This is a genomic window from Staphylococcus caeli (genome assembly GCF_900097965.1).
In the GTDB taxonomy this organism is placed as follows: Bacteria; Bacillota; Bacilli; order Staphylococcales; family Staphylococcaceae; genus Staphylococcus; species Staphylococcus caeli.
Genome location: NZ_FMPG01000001.1, coordinates 545578 through 567050, shown reverse-complemented (window position 1 = coordinate 567050; position 21473 = coordinate 545578). Strand labels below are relative to the sequence as shown.

20 protein-coding genes are annotated in these 21473 nt (G+C 36.7%); 12 read left to right on the top strand and 8 right to left on the bottom strand.

Features of this window, described 5'->3' with window-relative positions; translation table 11 throughout:
- Nucleotides 1–8: 8 nt before the first annotated feature.
- The gene (chrA, locus tag BJS11_RS02780) at nt 9–1172 is read left to right on the top strand and encodes a chromate efflux transporter (RefSeq protein ID WP_069994200.1); all 1164 of its coding nucleotides are present in this window, start codon (nt 9–11) and stop codon (nt 1170–1172) included.
- A gap of 60 nt (nt 1173–1232) precedes the next feature.
- On the opposite strand, the gene BJS11_RS02775 is transcribed toward chrA, so the two are convergent.
- Nucleotides 1233–2084 (bottom strand): NAD-dependent epimerase/dehydratase family protein, encoded by an 852-nt coding sequence (locus tag BJS11_RS02775; RefSeq protein WP_069994201.1) that lies wholly within the window; start codon nt 2082–2084, stop codon nt 1233–1235.
- 195 nt (nt 2085–2279) lie between these two features.
- Here BJS11_RS02775 and BJS11_RS02770 point away from each other — a divergent pair, with 195 nt between their 5' ends.
- Nucleotides 2280–3119, top strand: a complete 840-nt coding sequence (locus tag BJS11_RS02770) for a sialate O-acetylesterase (protein ID WP_069994202.1) — start codon at nt 2280–2282, stop codon at nt 3117–3119.
- 105 nt (nt 3120–3224) lie between these two features.
- Here the strand turns inward: BJS11_RS02770 and BJS11_RS02765 are convergent, their stop codons facing one another.
- The gene (locus tag BJS11_RS02765; RefSeq protein WP_069994203.1) at nt 3225–3539 is read right to left on the bottom strand and encodes a monooxygenase; all 315 of its coding nucleotides are present in this window, start codon (nt 3537–3539) and stop codon (nt 3225–3227) included.
- A gap of 281 nt (nt 3540–3820) precedes the next feature.
- On the opposite strand from BJS11_RS02765, the gene cidR reads away from it, so the two are divergent.
- Both cidR and BJS11_RS13690 read left to right on the top strand, forming a co-directional pair.
- On the top strand, nt 3821–4696 hold the full coding sequence (cidR, locus tag BJS11_RS02760; protein ID WP_069994204.1) for a cidABC operon transcriptional activator CidR: 876 nt from the start codon (nt 3821–3823) through the stop codon (nt 4694–4696).
- Between the two features lie 525 nt (nt 4697–5221).
- Nucleotides 5222–5374, top strand: coding sequence for a hypothetical protein (locus tag BJS11_RS13690; protein WP_159427248.1), 153 nt, complete (start codon nt 5222–5224; stop codon nt 5372–5374).
- A 188-nt stretch (nt 5375–5562) separates the two neighbouring features.
- Here the strand turns inward: BJS11_RS13690 and BJS11_RS02755 are convergent, their stop codons facing one another.
- Entirely contained in the window at nt 5563–6507 is a 945-nt protein-coding gene (locus BJS11_RS02755; protein WP_069994205.1) for a LacI family DNA-binding transcriptional regulator, read from the bottom strand.
- Between the two features lie 131 nt (nt 6508–6638).
- Here BJS11_RS02755 and eda point away from each other — a divergent pair, with 131 nt between their 5' ends.
- The 5 genes from eda to BJS11_RS02730 all read left to right on the top strand — a co-directional run bounded on the left by eda (nt 6639) and on the right by BJS11_RS02730 (nt 11618).
- Entirely contained in the window at nt 6639–7256 is a 618-nt protein-coding gene (gene eda, locus BJS11_RS02750) for a bifunctional 4-hydroxy-2-oxoglutarate aldolase/2-dehydro-3-deoxy-phosphogluconate aldolase (protein WP_069994206.1), read from the top strand.
- Between the two features lie 3 nt (nt 7257–7259).
- Entirely contained in the window at nt 7260–8231 is a 972-nt protein-coding gene (locus BJS11_RS02745; protein WP_069994207.1) for a sugar kinase, read from the top strand.
- Between the two features lie 125 nt (nt 8232–8356).
- Nucleotides 8357–9763 carry a glucuronate isomerase gene (gene uxaC / locus BJS11_RS02740; RefSeq protein WP_081333045.1) on the top strand — a complete coding sequence of 469 codons (1407 nt, stop codon included), beginning with the start codon at nt 8357–8359 and terminating at the stop codon, nt 9761–9763.
- Nucleotides 9764–9765: 2 nt separating this feature from the next.
- The gene (locus tag BJS11_RS02735) at nt 9766–10797 is read left to right on the top strand and encodes a mannonate dehydratase (protein WP_069994209.1); all 1032 of its coding nucleotides are present in this window, start codon (nt 9766–9768) and stop codon (nt 10795–10797) included.
- Entirely contained in the window at nt 10797–11618 is an 822-nt protein-coding gene (locus BJS11_RS02730) for an SDR family oxidoreductase (RefSeq protein ID WP_069994210.1), read from the top strand. The genes BJS11_RS02735 and BJS11_RS02730 overlap by 1 nt, the downstream gene beginning before the upstream one ends.
- 116 nt (nt 11619–11734) lie before the next feature.
- Here the strand turns inward: BJS11_RS02730 and BJS11_RS02725 are convergent, their stop codons facing one another.
- Genes BJS11_RS02725 through BJS11_RS02715 form a run of 3 tightly spaced genes read right to left on the bottom strand, consistent with a single transcriptional unit; the run spans nt 11735 to nt 14874 of the window.
- Complete coding sequence (locus tag BJS11_RS02725; protein ID WP_069994211.1) at nt 11735–12508, bottom strand: DeoR/GlpR family DNA-binding transcription regulator; 774 nt, start codon at nt 12506–12508, stop codon at nt 11735–11737.
- Nucleotides 12509–12542: 34 nt separating this feature from the next.
- Nucleotides 12543–13784, bottom strand: coding sequence for an MFS transporter (locus tag BJS11_RS02720; protein WP_069994212.1), 1242 nt, complete (start codon nt 13782–13784; stop codon nt 12543–12545).
- A 25-nt stretch (nt 13785–13809) separates the two neighbouring features.
- Nucleotides 13810–14874 carry an alcohol dehydrogenase catalytic domain-containing protein gene (locus BJS11_RS02715; RefSeq protein WP_069994213.1) on the bottom strand — a complete coding sequence of 355 codons (1065 nt, stop codon included), beginning with the start codon at nt 14872–14874 and terminating at the stop codon, nt 13810–13812.
- Nucleotides 14875–15073: 199 nt separating this feature from the next.
- On the opposite strand from BJS11_RS02715, the gene BJS11_RS02710 reads away from it, so the two are divergent.
- Entirely contained in the window at nt 15074–16702 is a 1629-nt protein-coding gene (locus BJS11_RS02710) for a ribulokinase (RefSeq protein ID WP_069994214.1), read from the top strand.
- A gap of 262 nt (nt 16703–16964) precedes the next feature.
- The gene (locus BJS11_RS02705; RefSeq protein ID WP_069994215.1) at nt 16965–17453 is read left to right on the top strand and encodes an SRPBCC family protein; all 489 of its coding nucleotides are present in this window, start codon (nt 16965–16967) and stop codon (nt 17451–17453) included.
- A 100-nt stretch (nt 17454–17553) separates the two neighbouring features.
- Here BJS11_RS02705 and BJS11_RS02700 read toward each other — a convergent pair whose 3' ends face one another.
- On the bottom strand, nt 17554–18774 hold the full coding sequence (locus BJS11_RS02700; protein WP_069994216.1) for an Nramp family divalent metal transporter: 1221 nt from the start codon (nt 18772–18774) through the stop codon (nt 17554–17556).
- Between the two features lie 16 nt (nt 18775–18790).
- Nucleotides 18791–19735 carry an agmatinase family protein gene (locus tag BJS11_RS02695; RefSeq protein ID WP_069994446.1) on the bottom strand — a complete coding sequence of 315 codons (945 nt, stop codon included), beginning with the start codon at nt 19733–19735 and terminating at the stop codon, nt 18791–18793.
- 275 nt (nt 19736–20010) lie between these two features.
- Between BJS11_RS02695 and BJS11_RS02690 the strand changes: the two genes are divergently transcribed.
- Nucleotides 20011–21402: an amino acid permease gene (locus BJS11_RS02690; protein WP_069994217.1), complete on the top strand. Its 1392-nt coding sequence runs from the start codon at nt 20011–20013 to the stop codon at nt 21400–21402.
- Nucleotides 21403–21473 lie beyond the last annotated feature (71 nt).

Here is a 21473-nt window from a genome sequence, read left to right as displayed (position 1 = left end):
AGTCGTTTATGACAAAATATTTAGAAATATTTATCGTTGCCGTTAAACTTGGATGTATGTCCTTTGGTGGTCCGGTTGCACATTTGGGCTATTTTTATGACGAATATGTTAAAAACAGGAAATGGATTAACGAAAAGGAATATACAGATCTGGTGGCGCTATGTCAGTTTTTACCGGGACCAGCGAGTAGTCAGGTCGGTATAGGCATTGGTACAGTGAGAGCTGGTATTGTTGGAGGCATTATATCTTTCATAGGCTTTACGTTGCCTTCAGTGGTTGTATTGATGTTATTTGCATTGATTTTTGTAAATAGTAGTGCGGACTTTACTTGGATTCAGGGCTTGAAACTTGTTGCGGTGGCGATTGTAGCACAAGCAATATTAGGTATGGGGAAGAAGTTAGCGAATACCAAGACAACGATTGTATTGGCGATGTTTGTACTTGCTATGACGTTACTGATCGACCACGTGCTTATACAAGTGGTTGCTTTGTTACTAACTGGCTTGTATGGTATGTACTTTTTAAGAAATGACGCAAAAACACAGGATGAAAATGACGCGCATTTATTTAAGTTATCTAGAAAAGTTGGCTTATGTTCGCTGTCATTATTTGCAACATTATTGGTAGTGTTACCGATATTGAGTGCACAGACTAATAATATTTGGGTGAAAATGATAGATAGTTTTTATCGTGCTGGATCTTTAGTATTTGGTGGTGGGCATGTTGTGTTGCCTTTATTAGAAAAGGAATTTGTTCCCCAAAATTTAATTTCAGCAGATCACTTTATTACAGGTTATGGCGCAGCACAAGCAGTACCAGGGCCATTATTTACATTTGCAGCATATCTAGGAACAGAAATGGAAGGTATTGTTGGTGGTTTAGTCGCAACGATCGCTATATTCTTACCGGCATTTCTATTGTTATTTGGTGTGTTACCGTTTTGGGATGCGCTTAAATCAAACAAGTATATGAATGGATTTTTAACAGGTATCAGTGCAGGTGTAGTTGGTATTTTGATCGCAGCTTTTTATACGCCAATTTGGACTTCAACAGTTCATACATCATTGGATTTTACATTTGCAGCAATGTTATTTGTGCTATTGATGTATTTTAAATGGCCTTCGTGGTCTATTGTACTGATTGGTATTGGCGTTGGTATACTGTTTTATTAATTTTAAGCAATATAAAAGGTGGGGCAGAAATTAAGTTTCTGTCCCACGTGTTTGTTACATTTATTGAATTGGATCCATGCCTTGTTTCCAAGACGGATAAATCAACTGACCACCGTGTGCACGCAATTTTGCATTTGAAGCGCCACGTTCATGCGTTGCAGCAGATTGGATATTGAGCGTTGGATTTACGTTTAATAAATCGGCGTACCATTGCGCCCATACATCGCCTTTGACAGGTTCATCATCTGTCACGTTGTAGATTCCTGGTTCGAAATGGAGTGCTTGAATTGCAACTTCTACAGCGTCATCAATATGGATAAATGATTGTACGCCATCTGACATCGTTACGTTATCTTCTTTGAAAAGGTTATATATCATACCGTCTTTACCATACCAAGTACCAGGACCATAGAGTAACCCATAACGTAGTCCCACGTAATGTTCAATACGTGCTGTTTGACTTTCTAATCCTTCAACGCCATCGACGGTTACTTTACGATCGCCTGTTGAATGGTAGTCGAGCGGCGTCTCTTCGGTTGCTAATGTGTCTCCACCTTCATAGGTAAAGGCGATACTTTGAGATTGAAGTTGTTTGACATCATTTTTAAGTGCAGCTTCGACCAGATTTTTGGTACCTTCAATTCTTACTTTGGTATTCGCTGCCATATTCACATTTTTCAAATCAGTAATTTCATTCATAATGATATTGGGTTTAAAATCAGAAATTGCAGCTTCGACCGTGTCGTATTTTAAGATATCTCCAATATAAGCTTCCACGCCAGCGTTTACCAATTTGGCTTTACCTTGTTGAGATGTTGTAAAGCCAGCGACGTCGTAGCCTTCTTCTAATAATCTTTGTGTTAATTTCGTACCGATTAAGCCTGTTGCGCCTGTTACAAATACTTTAGTCATGATTAAATCCTCCAATAGTTACTTTATTCTAGTTGAATTTCCGATTTGTAGTTAAATCAAACGTATAGATGCTATAATTTAAATATTAATTTTCACTGTTGATGAGAGAAATTAGCATTTTAAAAATTAAGTGAAACAGACATTAAGCTGGATAATTTTAAGCAGATTAAAGTCTAAAAGTAAGGAGTGAAATAGATGAAGTCTATATTATTAATAGGACAGTCAAATATGGCTGGGCGCGGTTATACTAACGAGGTAGAACCGATATTAGATGAGCGTATTTTGATGTTACGAAATGGTAGATGGCAAATGATGGAAGAACCGATTCATAACGATCGTGCAGTGGCTGGTATTGGTCCTGCTGCCTCTTTAGCAAAATTATGGCTAGATGCACATCCCAATGAAACGATTGGTCTGATTCCGTGTGCGGATGGTGGAACATCTATAGAGGATTGGGCACCAGATGGCGTCTTGACGCGACATGCAATCTCTGAAGCCACATTTGCGCAAGAAACGAGTGAAATCATTGGTATATTATGGCATCAAGGAGAAAGTGACAGTTTAAATCAGCGCTATCAAACATATGCTGAGAAATTAAATACTTTGATTCATCATTTTAGAACAACTTTAAATATTCCAGAAACACCTTTTGTTATGGGCTTGTTACCGGATTTTTTAGGAAAAACAGCTTTTGGTCAAAGTGCAATAGAATACGAGGAAATCAATGCTGAAATTAAACGCGTTGCGCGCGAGCAAGACCATTGTTATTATGTGACAGCACAAGGATTAACGTCTAACCCTGATGCTATACATATTGACGCAATATCACAGCGTGTATTTGGTGTACGTTATTATGCCGCATTTTCTAATAAAGCAAATGTAGTGAATCCAGTAGCAGAAGAATCACAGATTGATACTGTTTTATATAAACAGGAGTATACAAAAAACGAACAAATGTATAAGCTTGTTTCTCAATTTTCGAAAAATGAGATTAGCTATGAAACGTTTGTGAATGAAATGCGTGTATTACAGTAAAATGGGTGTTGAGAGTGTGACAGAAATCCCATTTTCTATATAAGCAATTAACCCCTTCAGACGATACATTTTGATGTATAGAATGAGGGGGTTAGTTATTACTAATTATTGGAGACGGCCGTGATTGATATCTGTAAGTGTTTCGTTCACATCAAATATACGTGCATGCATATCTGTTACGCCCATAGATTTAAGGCGTGCACGATGCATTGTTAAGTATTGCTGTGCATTATCATAGTTATCAAAAGCATACACACCGCCAGCTACTTTTTCACTTTCGTTTTCTGTCCAAATTTTCCATAAAAAACCAGGTTCATCATTGATAGACTTTGCTAAATCTTCAAATTGTTGAGCCATTTCATTTCCAAAAGGTCCTTCTAGCGGGAAATCCACTTGTAAAATTGTGCCATATTTTAACATCCCTTCTCAATAACTAAAGTTTGTACTTTAAGCATAAAGATAAGTTGAAGTAAAAGGTAACAAAACGCATATGATATTTATAAAAGATAAAAAATTACTGGGTCATACGATAGTACAGAACAATAGTGAAACTTATTATTTTATGACTTTTTAACATGTAGCTAAATGAAATTTGTAGGGTTTATCGTTATAATTAAGATAATGATTTAAGCGTCCTAACAATTAATGGGTTACACACTACATCTATAATTCAAATAAAAGTACTCATAGAGGAGATAAATATGGAAATTAAGCAAATGAAATATTTTGTGGAAGTTGTGAAAAATGGGGGCATGACACAGGCTTCAGAACATTTATATATCGCACAGTCGACAATCAGTAAGAATATAAAAAGTATTGAAGATGAATTTAACATTACATTGTTTGACCGTCGTAAAAAACATATTGTCTTAACAGATACGGGACAAATTTTCTATGATAAATGTGTAGAAGCTCTGGCAGTATTGGATGATTTGTCACTTGAAATGGGAGATGTAACTAACTTAGAGCGTGGTCATATTCGATTAGGTGTGTCTGCAATTATGAATGTGAGATTATTTACAAAAAGTTTAAATGAATTCCATAACATATATCCGAATGTCACATATGAAGTGATTGAAGGTGGTGGTAAAGCCGTTGAGAATTATTTGAACCGAGATGAAATTGATGTCGGCATTACAACATTACCTGTAGACGATGATGTTTACAATGCTGTGCCACTATATAATGAGCAACTACTTTTAGTGGTAAATAAAAATTCGGCGTATGCATCACAAGCCTCTGTTTATTTAGGTGATTTAAAACGCGAACATTTCATCATGTTTCACGATGATTATTATTTAAAAGATCAGATTATTGAAAGTTGTCGGAAAGTTGGTTTCCATCCTAAAACGGTAGCAAAAATGTCGCAAATTACATTTATTGAAAATATGATTCGCGATGGCATGGGTGTGAGCATATTGCCAGAGAGTATTGTAAGTATCTTGCATGAAGATGTTGTCGGCGTCAAAATCACGGGCGCAGACGTATCATGGAATTTGGGTGTCATATGGAAAAAAGAAAGCTATATGAATTTTGTAACGCACAAATGGATTGATTTTCTGAAAAATTATCATTAGCCACAGTATAAAAATGAAGCACAGAGTGACACAACGGAAGTCGATGAAAAGATATATTAAGATTATATAAAGTATTCCGTTAACGAATGTCAAATATTCCAACTATGTATTTTTATCATAGAAGATTGCGTAATATAATAGATGAGTAGAGGGTTATGAGTACTGATTAACAAATCATTCACCATGATTTAAGATAAGTATTTCCGATGTATTAATTCGTCGTACAACCAACACAACAGTTTAATATTAACGTCATTCTAATCAGGACTCATAACTTATAAACATACTGAGGGAGTCTCAATAGAATATCGACCGGATAATGATGACGTACCATACAGAGATGATGTGGTAGAATCTAAGATGATTTTCATATGTACCCCTTAAACACTTGAATGATTCATTATCCACTTGCTTGTAAACAGCATGTTCATTCCAAATACAACAACAAATTTGTTTTTCATGTTTTTGCCCAATCAATAAAATAAAAACAACACATCCCCTGCCCACCACAAATGGTGATTGTAAATGAGTGAGCTAGAAACGTCAGAACATATACACAAGCAATTATTAATATACGTAATATTAACGGTATTAGACAATAACATTCATACACAGATGAACAACAAAGGTGTACCAGCTGTTGTAAATCGATCAGACGACCAATCATCTATGAAATGAACAACTTGATTATCTACGAACACGTGATGAATATATTAATACATGTGTCGAAACTTATACTTCAGTTGAAGTGAAAATGAAATAACCCTCTAGATAAATATCTCTCAAACAAATGCACCCAAGGCTACACTGTCCATGTAGTCTTGGGTGTTTTGTTTTATATTAAAATGAGGCATGGTACATCGACATTATTGATTATCAGCAATGGAAGGATGTAAGTGATAAGTTTGTTCTGTCGGTTCGCCTTGTACGATTTTATCAAGTGTTGTCACAATTTGTTGTGCAATTTCAGCAGTGGGAACACCAATTGCATGTATTGGATAGTCTAATTTTTTAATTTGTGGAATATTGTCATATGAATAAATGACTGGGCGTTGCTTCGTGTTAAGTGCATTGATTGTGCCTACAGTAATATCATAACTTCCGCAAATGACGCCTTCGGATAGGCTATCGTGTTGTTGGAAATTTTTAATAGAAGTTTCAGCATCCATCGCATTTAAACCATTTGAATCAATCATGCGATAAGAAAGATGCTGTTGATTACAATACTGAACAATCGCTTCTTTTTTGGCGATTTGGCGTGCATCATTGGTTTGAGTATCGCCAATGTAGTCAATCGTTTGTATACCTTTATCACGCAAGCCTTTAATTGCCATGATCATTGCTTCGGCATGGTTGACATTGATGATTGGATAAGGAAGAGCGCGGTCAACACCATAGGCTACTACGGGAACATTGTTATAAATTTCTGGAGGAAGGTTAGAGCCATCACCTTCGTCAAAAATGACGATACCGTCGCAGCCGAATTCGACAAATTTTTTCGAAGCGGTTGCGACATCATCAATTGACACAAACATCGTGTAACCTAATGCTTTAATTGCTATGTTAATTTCCGTAATCAGATGTGTCACGGCGACGCGGTCTACGGATGGCCAAATCAGACCAATCGTACCACTTTTTTTAGACACAAGTGCTCGCGCGGAGTGATTAGGTATGTAATTCATCTCAAGGGCTTTTTGTTGAATCATTTGTTTTGTATTTGGTTTGACTAATTTAGAATTTTTTAATGCTTTACTAACTGTGGAATAACTGACTCCACAGGCTTCGGCGACATCTTTTAGAGTGACTGCCATGAAATTTCTCCTTGAAATAGATTGATTTAAGTTAGAATTAATTATACCATAGAGATAAGCATTAAAATATTTTTTTGAATAAAAATAACAACGTTGTTATTTTGTAAATGATCTATTAAGGGGATGACGAGATGAATGCTACAGAGACAATGCAGGCAATCCGACAGGGGAAACATATCGCAGTGATGCGTACAGATGATGCGGAATCATTTTTAAATATTGCGCATACGATTATTGATAATGGACTCAATATTATCGAAGTGACGTTAACTACGCCGAACGCTATGGATATTATTGCGGAACTTTCACAAAAAGACGGCGCTATTATTGGGGCTGGAACAGTATTAGATAGTGTATCAGCACGTACAGCTATCTTAAATGGTGCAACATTTATCGTGAGTCCATCATTTGATGAAGAAACAGCGAAAATGGCTAATTTATATAATATACCTTATATTCCGGGATGTATGACAGTTACAGAAATGGTGACATCGCTCCGTTATGGGTGCAAAGTATTGAAATTGTTCCCAGCAACACAATTTTCACCGAAATCGATAAAAGATTTTAAAGGGCCATTGCCACAAATTGAAATTGTGCCAACCGGTGGTGTTGGTAAAGATAATCATCGTGAATGGTTGAAAGCAGGTAGTTTTGCAGTTGGTATTGGTAGTGAAATCACTAAAATTTATGAGCAACAAGGTCAAGCGGCATTAGTACAGTATGTTACAGAACTAAAAAGCGAGGGGTAGTTTATGACTGTATATGGGTTTGGCGAAGTATTATTACGCTATACACCGCCACATTATGAACAACTTAAGGATGCCAGTGCGTTTGAAGTAAACGTTGGTGGCGCAGAGTTTAACGCATTAGTTACTTTGACCCAGTTTGGACATTCAACAGAAATGTTAACGGTTTTACCGAATCATGCTATGGGGCAACTGGCATTACAAAGGATGTATCAGGCACGTGTAGGAACACAAACGCTCCAACTGGTGAACGGACGAATGGGCACATATTATATGGAGGAAAGTTTCGGTTATCGAAGCGGTAAAGTCATATATGACCGTAACCATTCAACATTTGCAGAACAAGGAGAAAGTGTATTAAAACATCTAAATGCAGATAAGGGTGACTATTTCTTATTTACTGGTATTACTTTGGCAGTAAACCCAAGCATTCGCCAACAAATAGTAGAAGTATTGACGCAACTGAGACAACGAGGGGTTAAGATCGTATTTGATATAAATTTTAGAAGTAATTTATGGACGAAAGAAGAAGCATTGCCAGTTATTCAGTCGATACTGCCGCTTGTCGATGTATTGTTTTTTGGAAAGAAAGATGCAACGCATTTATTGGAAACTAATTCAGTTGATGACGATATGGAAACTTGTGCAAAAACCATACAAAAGCAATATAATATTGCCTTCATGGCTTCGAGTAATCGTGATATTGAAGCAAGTACTTTACAAGGCATTGTGTTATCAGGCCAAGACTATTTTGAAGGGCAAGTATACGCATATACAGTACTTAATCGTATTGGTGCAGGTGATGCGTTTATGGCAGGTACGCTACATGGCTTATTGAAGGGGTGGTCGTTAACGCAGATAGTGGATTTCGCAACAAAATGCTCGGTTATGCAACATACAACGAATGAAGATGCATTAGCGGTGGATGAGCGAGACGTATTTCATCTAGCTACACATTTTGGTGAATTAAATCGCTAAGTATGATGTGGAAAAGATGAAATATGAGAATAGTTTCGCCATTATTTGTAAGCGCATTCAAATGAGCAGGTGCAAGTACATATAGTTGGCTATAAAACAATTTTCAAGAAAAGGGGCAATAGATGATGGCTTTAATTAAAGATGATTTTTTATTAAATAATAAAACTGCAGTAAAGTTATATGAAAAAGTGAAGGACCTTCCAATATATGATTTTCACTGTCATTTAGACCCAAAAGAAATTTATGAGAATAAGAACTATGAAACAATCACACAACTGTGGTTATCGGGGGATCATTATAAATGGCGTCTGATGCGTGCATATGGTATCGACGAAGATTTGATAACTGGTGATGCAGACGATTTCGAAAAATTCAAAGCATTTATGCAGATGCTGCCATATGCCGTAGTGAACCCGATGTATCATTGGTGTGCTTTGGAATTGAAGCGTTATTTTAATGAGGATACAGATTTAGATAAAGTTAACATCAAAAAGCTTTATAAAACATTGAATCGTAAATTAGCAAAATCATCACATACACCTCAAAATTTGATTAAATGGAGTAATGTCAAGGTCGTTTGTACAACTGACGATCCTTGTGATGATTTGGAGTATCATCGCTTGTTAAATGAAGATAAAAAAGTAACATTCAAAGTAATCCCTACATTTAGACCTGACAGTTATGTATTTTTAAGTAGTGCAACGATTCAAGAAAAGATTAACAAATTGGATCAAGCCACAAAACGTAACATTAATGACTTAAGCAGCTATATTGAAGCATTGAAAGCACGTATTCATTATTTTGATCGACAAGGTGCTAGAAGTTCAGATCAAAGTTTTGAAAAAACACCACTTATGACAGCATCTTCCGAAGAAGCAACTGCAATATATACCGCGTTATTAAATGGTGAAAATGTTTCGGAAACGCAACAGTATGAGTTGGCAGGCTATATTTTAACGGAAATTAGCAAGGTCTATCATGAATTAAAATGGGTGGTGCAATACCATTTAGGTCCAACGAGAAATAATAACACAAGTATGTATGAACAAGTTGGCGCTGATAGTGGATTTGATAGTGTAGGCGAACAGTTAAGCGCCAAGAAATTAAATGCGATGTTAGACCATCTTGAACAACACCAAGCGCTATCAGATACAATCATTTATCCAAATAATGGTAACGATCACCTTATGGTTCAAGCAACGGCAGGTAATTTTACCAACAGTGTACACAAAGTACAGTTGGGTGCAGCTTGGTGGTTTAACGATACGAAAGAAGGCATGGAGAGACATTTGGTGGATTACGCCAATGTAGGATTATTGTCGGAATTCGTAGGTATGTTGACGGATTCACGGAGCATGATTTCATATACGCGTCATGAGTATTTTAGAAGAATTTTATGTAATTTTTTAGGTGAAAAGATTGAAAAGGGAGAAATTGCATTGTCTGCTTCAACGATTGATGAAATGGTGAAAGCGATTTGTTATAACAATGCAGTTAATTTATTCAAAATAGAGGGTGCTAAGGAGGCATAATCATGGAATTATCATTTCGTTGGTATGGGGAAGATGACCCAGTAACATTAAAAAATATTAAGCAAATTCCAGATATGAAACAAATTGTGACAGCAATTTACGATGTTCCAGTTGGGGAAGTATGGACATCGGAAAGAATCAAACAGTTAAAGCAGTCCATTGAAGCGGAAGGTTTAAAGTTTGAAGTCGTAGAAAGTCTACCAGTTAGTGAAGAAATTAAAATGGGCACGGACAAGCGTGACACTTTAATCGAAAATTATAAAACATCACTTATCAATTTAGCAGCAAACGGTATCAAAACGGTGACATATAACTTCATGCCTGTATTTGATTGGACGCGTTCGCAATTAGATTATGAGTTAGCAGATGGTTCAAACACATTAATATACAAACACGATCAACTTAAAGATATTGACCCACTAACGACTGACTTAAATTTACCAGGGTGGGATGAAAGTTATTCAAGGTCAGAAATGAATCAACTGATCACGACATATCGTGACATGTCAGATGAACAGTTATGGGCAAATTTGAAATACTTCTTAGATGCAGTATTACCAACTGCAATCGAACATGATATTGATCTGGCGATACATCCGGACGATCCGCCTTGGTCGATTTTTGGAATACCACGTATTATTAAAAATAAAGATAGTTACAAGCGACTTTTATCTATTAATGATGATGCTCATAATGGTATTTGTTTCTGTACAGGTTCTCTAGGGGCACTAGCTGACAATGATTTGCCGAATATGATTCGTGAATTTGGTACGCATATTCATTTTGTGCATATGCGTAATGTTAAGCGCTTAGATGAATTTTCATTTGTGGAAACAGGTCATTTATCTAAAAATGGTTCTGTAGATATGAAAGCAGTTGTTGAAGCATTATGTGAGATAGAATTTAAAGGTACGATTAGACCAGACCATGGCCGCATGATTTGGGGAGAAACGGGCAAAGCTGGTTATGGTTTGTTTGATAGGGCATTAGGTGCAACATACATTAATGGGTTAATAGAAGGGGTGAGCAAATAATGACTGCGCAATTTAAGGGCGTCAATGTCGTGATTACAGGTGCGACAGGTGTGATTGGTTCAACGTTTGTCAAAGGTCTAGTAGCGAAAGGGGCGAATGTAGGTATTTTAGGTCGTTCCAAAGATAAAATCATAGCATTACAAGATGAAATTGATAAAGATAGAAAGCAAACGGTAGCTTTAGTTGCTGATGTATTAGATAAAGATGCATTAGTACAAGCGAAGCAAATATTTAATGAAGCGTTTGGTGCGATTGCTGTACTGATTAATGGGGCCGGAGGTAATCACCCAAATGCAACAACGGATGATGAAATGTATGATGCAACTGCTGAGCAAACATTCTTTGATTTAACGGAAGCTGGTGTAGACAACGTGTTCAAACTCAATTACACAGGCACATTCTTACCTTCGCAAGTATTTGGCAAAGATGTCGTTGAAGAGGAAGCGGGCACAATTATCAATATTTCTTCTATGAATGCTTTTACACCATTAACGAAAATTCCAGCATACAGTGGCGCCAAAGCTTCAGTAAGCAACTTTACGCAATGGTTAAGTACTTACTTTGCAGGTCACATCCGTGTAAATGCCATTGCCCCAGGATTTTTTGAAACAAGACAAAATAAAGCGTTACTGAGAAATGAAGATGGATCCTACTCAGATCGTGCGCAGAAAATTCTATCACAAACACCAATGAATCGCTTTGGTGAGCCTGAAGATATTCTCGGTACATTGTATTGGTTGATGGATCATCAGTTAAGTGGCTTTGTCACTGGTATTGTTGTGCCAGTAGATGGCGGCTTCTCATCTTATTCAGGTGTGTAGTTCGTTCTATGATAATATAATCATAAAATTAAAAGAGAGTTAATCCTGAAATTTTGGATTAGCTCTCTTTTTAATAGTAACCATGTGCTTGTGTACATAAAAAAACTGTAATATTACTAGATGTTTACTTTGACGGGTACTATTTTATTAAATACGTCAGTATATGCTTCCCAATCAATGTCTGTATTGCTTTGATCAGTAATTAACACGTCAACTTTGCTCGTAGGACAGACGTGATAAAGTGATACTTTATCAAATTTTGAACTATCCGTCAGAACATACACTTCTTTCGCTTGTTTAACCATTTGGATTTTTGTAGCAGCTAACGCGTCATTAAAGTGTGTTACGCCTTTTTCTAAATCTAGTGCTGGTGTTGCTAAAAATAATTTGTTTGGATTAAAGCGTTGCAAGATTTCATTGGTAATCATACCGTTCAATAAATAGTTATCCTTGTACAAAACGCCACCGGTTACAATCACTTGATTTGATGATGATTTTAAAACCGTCGCGATATGGATGTCATTCGTAATAATCGTTAAATTGTGTTTTTGTGTTAAAGCGCGCGCAAAATGGATGGTCGTCGATCCAGAGTCAATAAACAATGTATCATTATCTTCAACAAATGTTACGGCATGTTGACCGATGGCTACTTTTTCATGATAATAACTTGTTTCACGGTCATCAAAGTTTAATTCATCCCATACTTCGGTGTTATTTAAAACGACACCACCGTGTGTACGTTTGATTTGATTATATTGTTCTAATTTATTTAAATCACGACGAATGGTAGCTTCATGAACATTGAATTCAGTTGCTAAATCATGAATGGTCGCTTTTTTATTTGCTTTTAAAAAAGTAATAATCAATTGCTCTCGTTCTGCTGGTAACAACGACGACACCTCCAATTTTAAATATTTTTTATAGTTAAGTTACTTCTTGATCGCCGCTTTGCATATGCTTTGGCATTTTTATGAAATAAGTCAGTATTGTACTAATGAAATAAAGAATCGCAAGTACCCAGATGACACCAATCGCATGAATAGTTCCAATTAATAGAAAAACAATCATAGGTCCAATAAATACAGGTAATCCAGCACCTAGATTAAGCACGGATAATGCAGCACCTTTGTCTGTTTTAACTAATGATGGAATCAGTGCAGAAAGTGGTACGTATGCTGCGATAAATGCACCCCAACTGAAACCGACAATGGTTAATAGGATGATGTTACCATCTGTCCATATCGGGACATAGCCCATTAATAATACAGAAATACCACTACCGATACCACCGAAATACATAACAGTGTTACGCCAACCAATCTTATCTCCTACTATACCAAAGATAAGGTTGAATACAATATTGCCTACAAAGATGGTTGACCAGACGGCGAGCCATTTTGAAGTGGGAATGCCAAAGGATGATAAATATATAGGTAAGAACACTGGAAAAGCAAACTGTGCAGTCGTATTAATGACACGAACAATACCACCTAAGAAGATTTTAGGTTCGTCTTTCATTATTGTGATACCTTTAATAATTTCTTTGAATTTCTCTTTAGAGCTTCCTTGATTGGAAGGTAATTTATCTTTATTCAAGACGAGGGTGAAGAATCCACCAAGTAATACCCAGAATAGTGAGCTCCACAATGTATTGATATGACCTAAATGTTCAATAGCCCAAATTGAATAAAGTGCGCCGAGCACATTCAGACCACCTGTGAAGACAAACCAGAACCAACCTACAGCAGCTCCGAGAGTTTTCTGCTCAGAACGATAGGAAATCCATACTAAGAATGAATAGGCAAATAGTGGATAACCTAAACCTCTTAATGCATAAGCAGGTAACATGAGTGCTAAGTTTTGTGATGGAATAGCGAATCCTACAAAGAAAATTGTGCCGATGATGTAGAACGTCAAGCCTAAGATCATTGTACGCTTTCCACCCAATGCTTCTGCAAAGACGCCACTGAGCCAACTTGCGATTGCGACCGTGACACCATAAGCAGAGAAGAGTAAACTGGTTTCTTGTACTGAGAAACCATGTCCATTGAGCCACGGACTTAGCCAACCAATCTCTAAGCCATCACCCATCATAAAAATAATAATACCAATATAACCCCATATAATTTGTCGGGGCATGCCTAAAAACGAACTAGATTGTTGCATATATAACCCACCTTTTTGTCATCGCTTACCAATGATATTGTAAATACGTTTTTTTCCAACCTCTATTTGCGACTGTGTCGTCCATTGCGCGTTTTAAATCTTCTGTAGAATGAATGTGGTAATAGTCTTCTGGAATCAATTGACGTAGTGCTTGTTGATATTGTTCATTGCTGAACGCAGCAATAAGTTGTTCAAATTCGTGTTTCGTACTGCGAGAACTACCGGAAAATGTTAGTCCTTTTTCGAGCACATCCCTTGTATTAATACCTACAAGTGTTTCTGTAACGCCCATGAGTATGATTTGTCCTTCTCTATCAATTAAATCAATGGCTTGGTTAATTGCAGTTTCTGAAAATTTACCACCTGCACATTCAAATACAGTATGTACACCACGATGTTGTGCAAAGTCATAATCTGTAACAAGATGTGTCGTTGCAAATCCATCAAATGCAGCTAATTTTTCCTCAATAGCTCCAAAGACAATTAAGTTGTGCTTGTCTATGCCATGAATATAATGTAAAGCAGTTGCAGCAAGGTATCCAACAGGGCCATCTCCAAATATTGCTACTTGCGGTGAAGCGTCAGTTGTGATTGCTTTAAGTTGATTAATAGGGAATAAAGAAACTGAGCATAATTCGGCAAGTAGTGCGACATCTTCATCTAATTCTTCAGGAATTTTGACAACGTTATCACCTGAAACAACCATTTGATCCTGGCAAATACCATCAAAGCCACTCCCCATAAATAGGGCATTTTCATCATAGTTATCTTGTAAGGGTGAAGGCTCAAATGATGCTTTGCGCAATCTTGATGGTATATTCGGCACAATGACGACTTTATCTCCAGATTGAAAAGCGGGGTGTTTAGATTGCGTTACGATGCCAATACCTTCGTGAAATAAAGCCATTGGTAATTTTTTAGCGAGTGCTTCAGGACGGCGATTGCCAGTATAGTAACGTAAATCGGCATGACAGACGCTTGCTTTCGTTGGTTTAACGATAATATCTCTATCATCAAAATCATGTTCAAGTGTCGCTGGTTCAAATACACCTGGCTCTATAAGACGATATGCATGTGATTGGATTTTCATATTTGCGCAACTCCTTCGAAATATTGTTTGTTTATGTTCATATCGCTAATGGTAAACGCTTTCATTTACGTTTGTCAATTGAATTATAAGAAATTAATGTTTTTATTTGTAGTTTTATGAATGTTTATGTTGATTTTTGAGCATAACTTAATTATGATTTAGGAAAGCGTTTTCTTAATAGGGGACTGGAGGCTAATGTATGACTTATAGCATAGGAATTGATTTTGGAACGGGCTCAGGGAGAGTTTTTTTAGTTAATACGGAAAATGGAGAAATCGTTGCTCAATATATAAAAAATTATACGCATGGCACGATTGAAGGGAATTTAAACGGGCGAAAAATACCGCAAAATTTCTCGTTGCAAAATGCCAATGATTATATGGAAGTCATTGAATTGGGTGTACCCGCTATATTGGCGGAGTCCCAAGTGAATGTGGAAGAGGTCGTAGGCATGGGGATCGATTTTACATCTTCAACAGTGATTTTTGTTGATGAAAATATGGAACCGATGCATAATAAGCCGCATTTTCACGATAATCCGCATGCATACGTGAAACTATGGAAACATCATGGTGCGCAAGAAGAAGCGGATGCATTATTGAATACAGCATTAGAAGAAAAGAATCGCTGGCTCGGGTACTATGGTTTTAATGTGAGCAGTGAGTGGATGATTCCTAAGATTATGGAAGTTCATCACAAGGCGCCTGAAGTCATGGCCGAAACAGCATATATTATGGAAGCGGGCGATTGGATTGTCAATCGACTGACTGATAAAAATGTGCGCTCCAATTGCGGTTTAGGCTTTAAAGCTTTTTGGGAAGCATCTACAGGATTCCATTATGATTTATTTGATAAAGTGAATAGTGATTTATCAGAAATTGTACGTAATAAGCTGGATGCACCTATTGTGAATATTGGAGAAAGTGTAGGTCAAGTGAGCGCTACAATGGCGGAACAATTGGGTCTGTCACCTGAGACACAAGTAAGTCCCTTTATTATTGATGCACATGCTAGTTTATTGGGCATTGGTGCGGAAAAAGACAAAGAAATGACGATGGTTATGGGAACGAGTACATGTCATCTGATGCTCAATAAAGCACAACATAAAGTACCAGGTATTTCTGGTTCTGTTAAAGGTGCAATCATTCCTGATTTATATGCCTATGAAGCTGGCCAGTCCGCTGTTGGAGATTTGTTTGAATATGTGGCTAAACAAGCACCATATGATTATGTGCAAGCTGCTGAATCACGTGGGATATCCATATTTGATTTATTGAATGAAAAAGCTGGGAAGCTATATCCTGGAGAAAGTGGTTTGATAGCTTTAGACTGGCACAACGGAAACCGCAGTGTATTAAGTGATAGTAATTTAAAAGGTAGTTTGTTTGGAATGACTTTACAAACAAAGCATGAAGAAATTTATAGGGCCTATATAGAAGCAACTGCATTTGGAACGAAAATGATTATGCAACAATATCAAGGTTGGCAAATGGATGTTGAAAACGTCTTTGCATGTGGCGGCATACCTAAGAAAAATGGCTTGCTTATGGAGATTTATGCGAATGTGTTAAATAAACAGGTGACTATCATAGATAGTGAATATGCACCTGCTATTGGCGCAGCGATACTTGGCGCTATTTGTGGTAAAGCACATCCGGATTTCAATACAGCCATCGCAGCAATGAAAGAACCGGTACTGTATCAGGTCACACCTGATCCTGAACAAGTTGCAATTTATAAAAAATTATTCTCTGCATACAAAGAATTACATGATTTACATGGATATAAAAAAGCACGCATTATGCGTAATGTGAGTGCGTTGATGTAACTTTTAAACTTATTTAAGTCAAGTATGATTAATGATGAAAGGCTGTACGTGATTATCGCGGAACAGTCTTTTTCTATGTGCGAAATATAATTAAATGAAGTTGCATCAAAAAAAGCGTGAGATGTGTTAATTATTGTATTTAATTAAATATCTAAATCCATATTAACTGTATACATGCGTAATGCAAATACGTTTATTTTAATCAAAATAGGTAATGAATCAGTAAGGTAGATATTGGTAGATTAATGAGAGGGTGATTATAATGGAATGGGAAATTGTGAATTTAGATATGACATTTAAAGTGAAAGCAGAGATAGCAACAGTATTTAAAGCGTGGACTGAGCCGGAATTATTTAAACAATGGTTTATGACAATGGCACAAACAAATAAAGTGGCTGAAAATACTTTAGAAGTTAATGGTGACTGGGAAATTGTTGACGTGAGAGATGGCGTAGAATATAGAGCGATTGGCACGTATATAGATATCGTAGAACCTTATAAATTAATATTTTCATTTAAAATGCCACAATTTAGTGAATTAGAAGATATCATCACGGTAGAATTTATAGATTTACAAGATGAAACCGAAGTTAAATTCAATCATGGTATAAAAGTTCAAATAGATGATAAGCAAAGTGAACAAGAAATAGAAAAAGCTAAAAGTGATGCGAAATCACAAACAGAAGCAGGTTATGAAATGATGTTCAAAGGTTTAAAACATTTATGTGAAACAGAATCAAATGCGCAATAAAATTTGCATAACAGATTGCATCTTAGCATGATATAAAAATAACCACCGCTGTCAGCAAAATTTAGGCAGAGGTGGTTTTTCTATAGAAATATATGTGTTGTTACGACAGGAAATTACTAATTGCATCGATCAAACTGTAGATACCTAAAAAGGATACGACAAGGACGACAATGCCTCCGAGTAGATTGAGCCATAGCGTATTGACGTAATGGCCCATAAGGTTTCTCTTGTTTATAATAATAAATATCAATATAGCTACTATAGGTAAAATAATACCATTGAGTGCTTGTGCTATGAGTAAAACTTGAAGCGGTTCAAATCCTAATGCAGACGTAATAATGCCAATGATGATAATAATTGTAAAAACAGTTTTATATTTCTTGCTCTTCATACCACCTTGCCAGCCGAGTAAGCTACTTATTGTTGCCGCGGCGCCAGTAGGTGAAGCAATGGCAGAAGAAAGACCTGCTGCGAATAATCCAATACTAATCACGAAAGGTGCTGCATTACCAAGTACGGGTTCGAGTGGTCCGGAAAGTTGAATGACACTTGTTACTTCTTTACCTTGTATTAAGGTAGCAGCAGCGATTAAAATAGCGGCTGAGATGATACCACCAACCGTAATCGAAATTACTGTGTCCCAACGTGCATATTTGAGTTCTTTGATATTACCAAAGCGTTCATGTACGGCCGTGGAATGAATAAAGAAATTATAAGGGACTACAGTGGTTCCGATAAGCGCGATGACAGTAATGATAGAGCCATTTGGTATGGAAGGGATAAATATGCCTTTTAAAATACCAATAATATCTGGTTTGATTACGATCATTGTGGTTACAAAAATAATGCCCATGATTACCATGAGTACAAGCATGATTTTTTCTAAAAAGCGATAATTGCCAAATAAACCAATGAGTAAAATGATGACACCAATCATAGGGGCAACCCAACGCTCGGGCAAATGTAATAAATAAGCAGCCCCAAGGGAAGTCCCTATTAAATCACCACTAATATATGCTGCACAACCAACAGTAACAGCTATCAATGTAAACCATACAATGATGAGTTTGCCAATGCGATGTTTAAATAAATCTTGTATCGCCTCACCTAAGCCTTCACGTGTGACGAGCGATAGGCGAATAATCATTTCTTGTAGCACGATTGTCGCAATAATAGAAAAAGCGACTGCCCAACATAAACTATAACCAAAACCAGCACCACCTTGCGTCATTGTTGTTACGGTGCCTGGTCCAATAAATGAGGCAGTGATAATCATCCCAGGGCCAATTGAACGTAGAATCTTCTTAGCATCTTTGAACAATGCAACCACTCCTCAATTATTTTGTTTGATTTAAATAAGCGACGTGGCCAGCGAGTACGTATAAGACTGCTGTAGAGACAAAGTGTGCTGAGTTTTGATTGGCATCCATCATTGGATAGACTTCAACATAATCCATTCCGCAAAGGCCGAGTTTGCCAAATTCATGAATCATCGTCAATAATTCATAGGAACTTAATCCGTTGCCATCGACTGGGCCACCTGGGTTGAATGCGAAATCTAAGACATCGCTACAAATCGTAAGGTAAACCACATCGACATCTTTCTGTGCTTGAGCATAAATATCACGTGCATATGCTTTTAAATCCTGTGCTTCACGGATGTCATTGATGGTTAAAGTGACCGCACCAGCTTCTTTAGCATATTTTCCAGTAGCAGGTTTATTGCGAGAGCCATGAATACCTGTGTGAATAATGCTTTCATTGCGTATGCCTTCCGTTTCGTATAAACGCATAAAAGGCGTATTGCGTGCATATGCCTCACCTTCATAATCAGGCATATTATCGTAGTGTGCATCTAAATGTATAATGCCGACTTTCTTTCCAGTTTCTGTGAGTGCTTTAAGTATAGGATACGTTACACCATGCTCACCGCCAAAACCAACTAAGAATTTACCACTTTCCCATAAAGACTTAGCAAAATTTGTAATATTGTCGTAGCTCTGTTGATTATCATGCGCAACATATGGAATATCCCCGACATCTCCCATAGTCAGGTGTTCACTAATATCAATATGGTCTAATTCTGGTAAATATTGACTGTATCGCGCAGAGCATACACGGATTTGTTTCGGTCCTAATTCGACACCAGTGTAGTCTCCCCATGTACTTTCCCCTTCAAAAGGCGCACCGTATACAATGACATCTGTATCTAATGTGTTTGTTTGAGTGAGATTTTTACTGTTTAAAAAACAAGGTGCATTACCATAAATATTGTTCTTCATCATGTATTTCCTCCCCTTTGTTGTAAATAAGTATATAGATTAGATATTTGTATTTCAAATAAATCTGAAAATTCAAATATCTAATAAGCAATTATAGTAGAAGAAACTTAATTCATTAGTTGTAATTTTCAGAAAAAAAGAATATTATACAACCAAGCATTATTGAGAAATATACGTGTATGAAATACATTAGTTTATTTTATGAAACAAAGGGGCTAATAAACTAAGTATATGGATTTGATGATGCTTAAAAACAATTGAATGGGGCAAGATTTATGACAAATACTTTGAATAGAGAGTTGAGCAATAGACATATTCAACTTATTGCGATTGGTGGTGCCATAGGGACTGGCTTATTTTTAGGGGCTGGGCAGTCCATTAGTTTAACTGGACCATCTATTCTACTCACTTATATTATTGTCGGTTTTGTATTATTTATGTTCATGCGTGCAATGGGGGAAATGTTATTATCTAACACAGAATATAAAACATTTGCGGATATTGCTCATGATCAAATCGGTCCGTTTGCAGGATTTGTAACCGGATGGACGTATTGGTTAACGTGGATTACGTCAGGGATGGCGGAAATCACAGCAGTGGCAAAATACGTCGAGTTTTGGGTACCAGACTTACCAAACTGGATTACATCATTATCTTGTATTTTGATATTGATGGCATTTAATTTAACAAGCACGAAAATGTTTGGAGAATTAGAATTCTGGTTTGCAATCATCAAAGTACTAACGATTGTCGCATTGAATGTTGTTGGTATAGTAATGATTGTGTTTGCAATGCAGACACCTTACGGGAAAACGGGTGTATCTAACATATTTAATAATGGTGGACTATTCCCACATGGCGCTTCCGGATTTTTCATGTCATTCCAAATGGTAGTATTTTCATTTACAGGTATTGAAATACTTGGTATTACAGCGGGTGAAACTAAGAATCCAGAAACAACGATTCCGAAAGCGATTAACAGTGTGCCGATTCGAATCTTACTATTCTATGTAGGTGCGCTTGCTGTTATGATGTCAATCATCCCATGGCAAGATATTGATCCAAATAATAGTCCATTCGTGAGCTTATTTGCATTAATCGGGGTACCATTTGCAGCTGGTTTAATTAATTTTGTCGTATTAACGGCAGCATCATCAGCATGTAATAGCGGTATTTTTGCAAACAGTAGAATCTTGTTTGGTCTATCAGAGAAAAAACAAACACACCATTTATTAATGAAAACAAATAAAAAAGGTGTGCCATATATAGCAATCTTAGTAACGTGTTTATTATTATCTATTACCGTGTTACTGAATTATTTTATTCCTAATGCAACTCAAGTATTCTTTTATGTAACTGCGATTTCAACAATATTATTAGTCGTGGTATGGATGTTTATTATGCACTCATATAGTAAATATGTTAAAGCACATGCTAAATCACATGCAGAAAGTAAATTTAAATTACCAGGCGGTGTGCACTCGGCTCGATTGGTACAACTATTCTTTGTCTTTGTGTTGGGAATCTTATTAGTCGTACCTGATACAAGAATGGGCGTCGTACTATCACCATTATGGTTTATCTTATTAGGTTTGATTTATTTAAGATATACAAGAAAAGCACGTAAATTAGAATTACAAAATCAATCTGATTCAAGATTAAAATAGACTAAGTCGGGAATAGCATGAGCGTGTCACGAAATGCAGAACAACTTATGTATAGTTAATCGAAAGGAGTC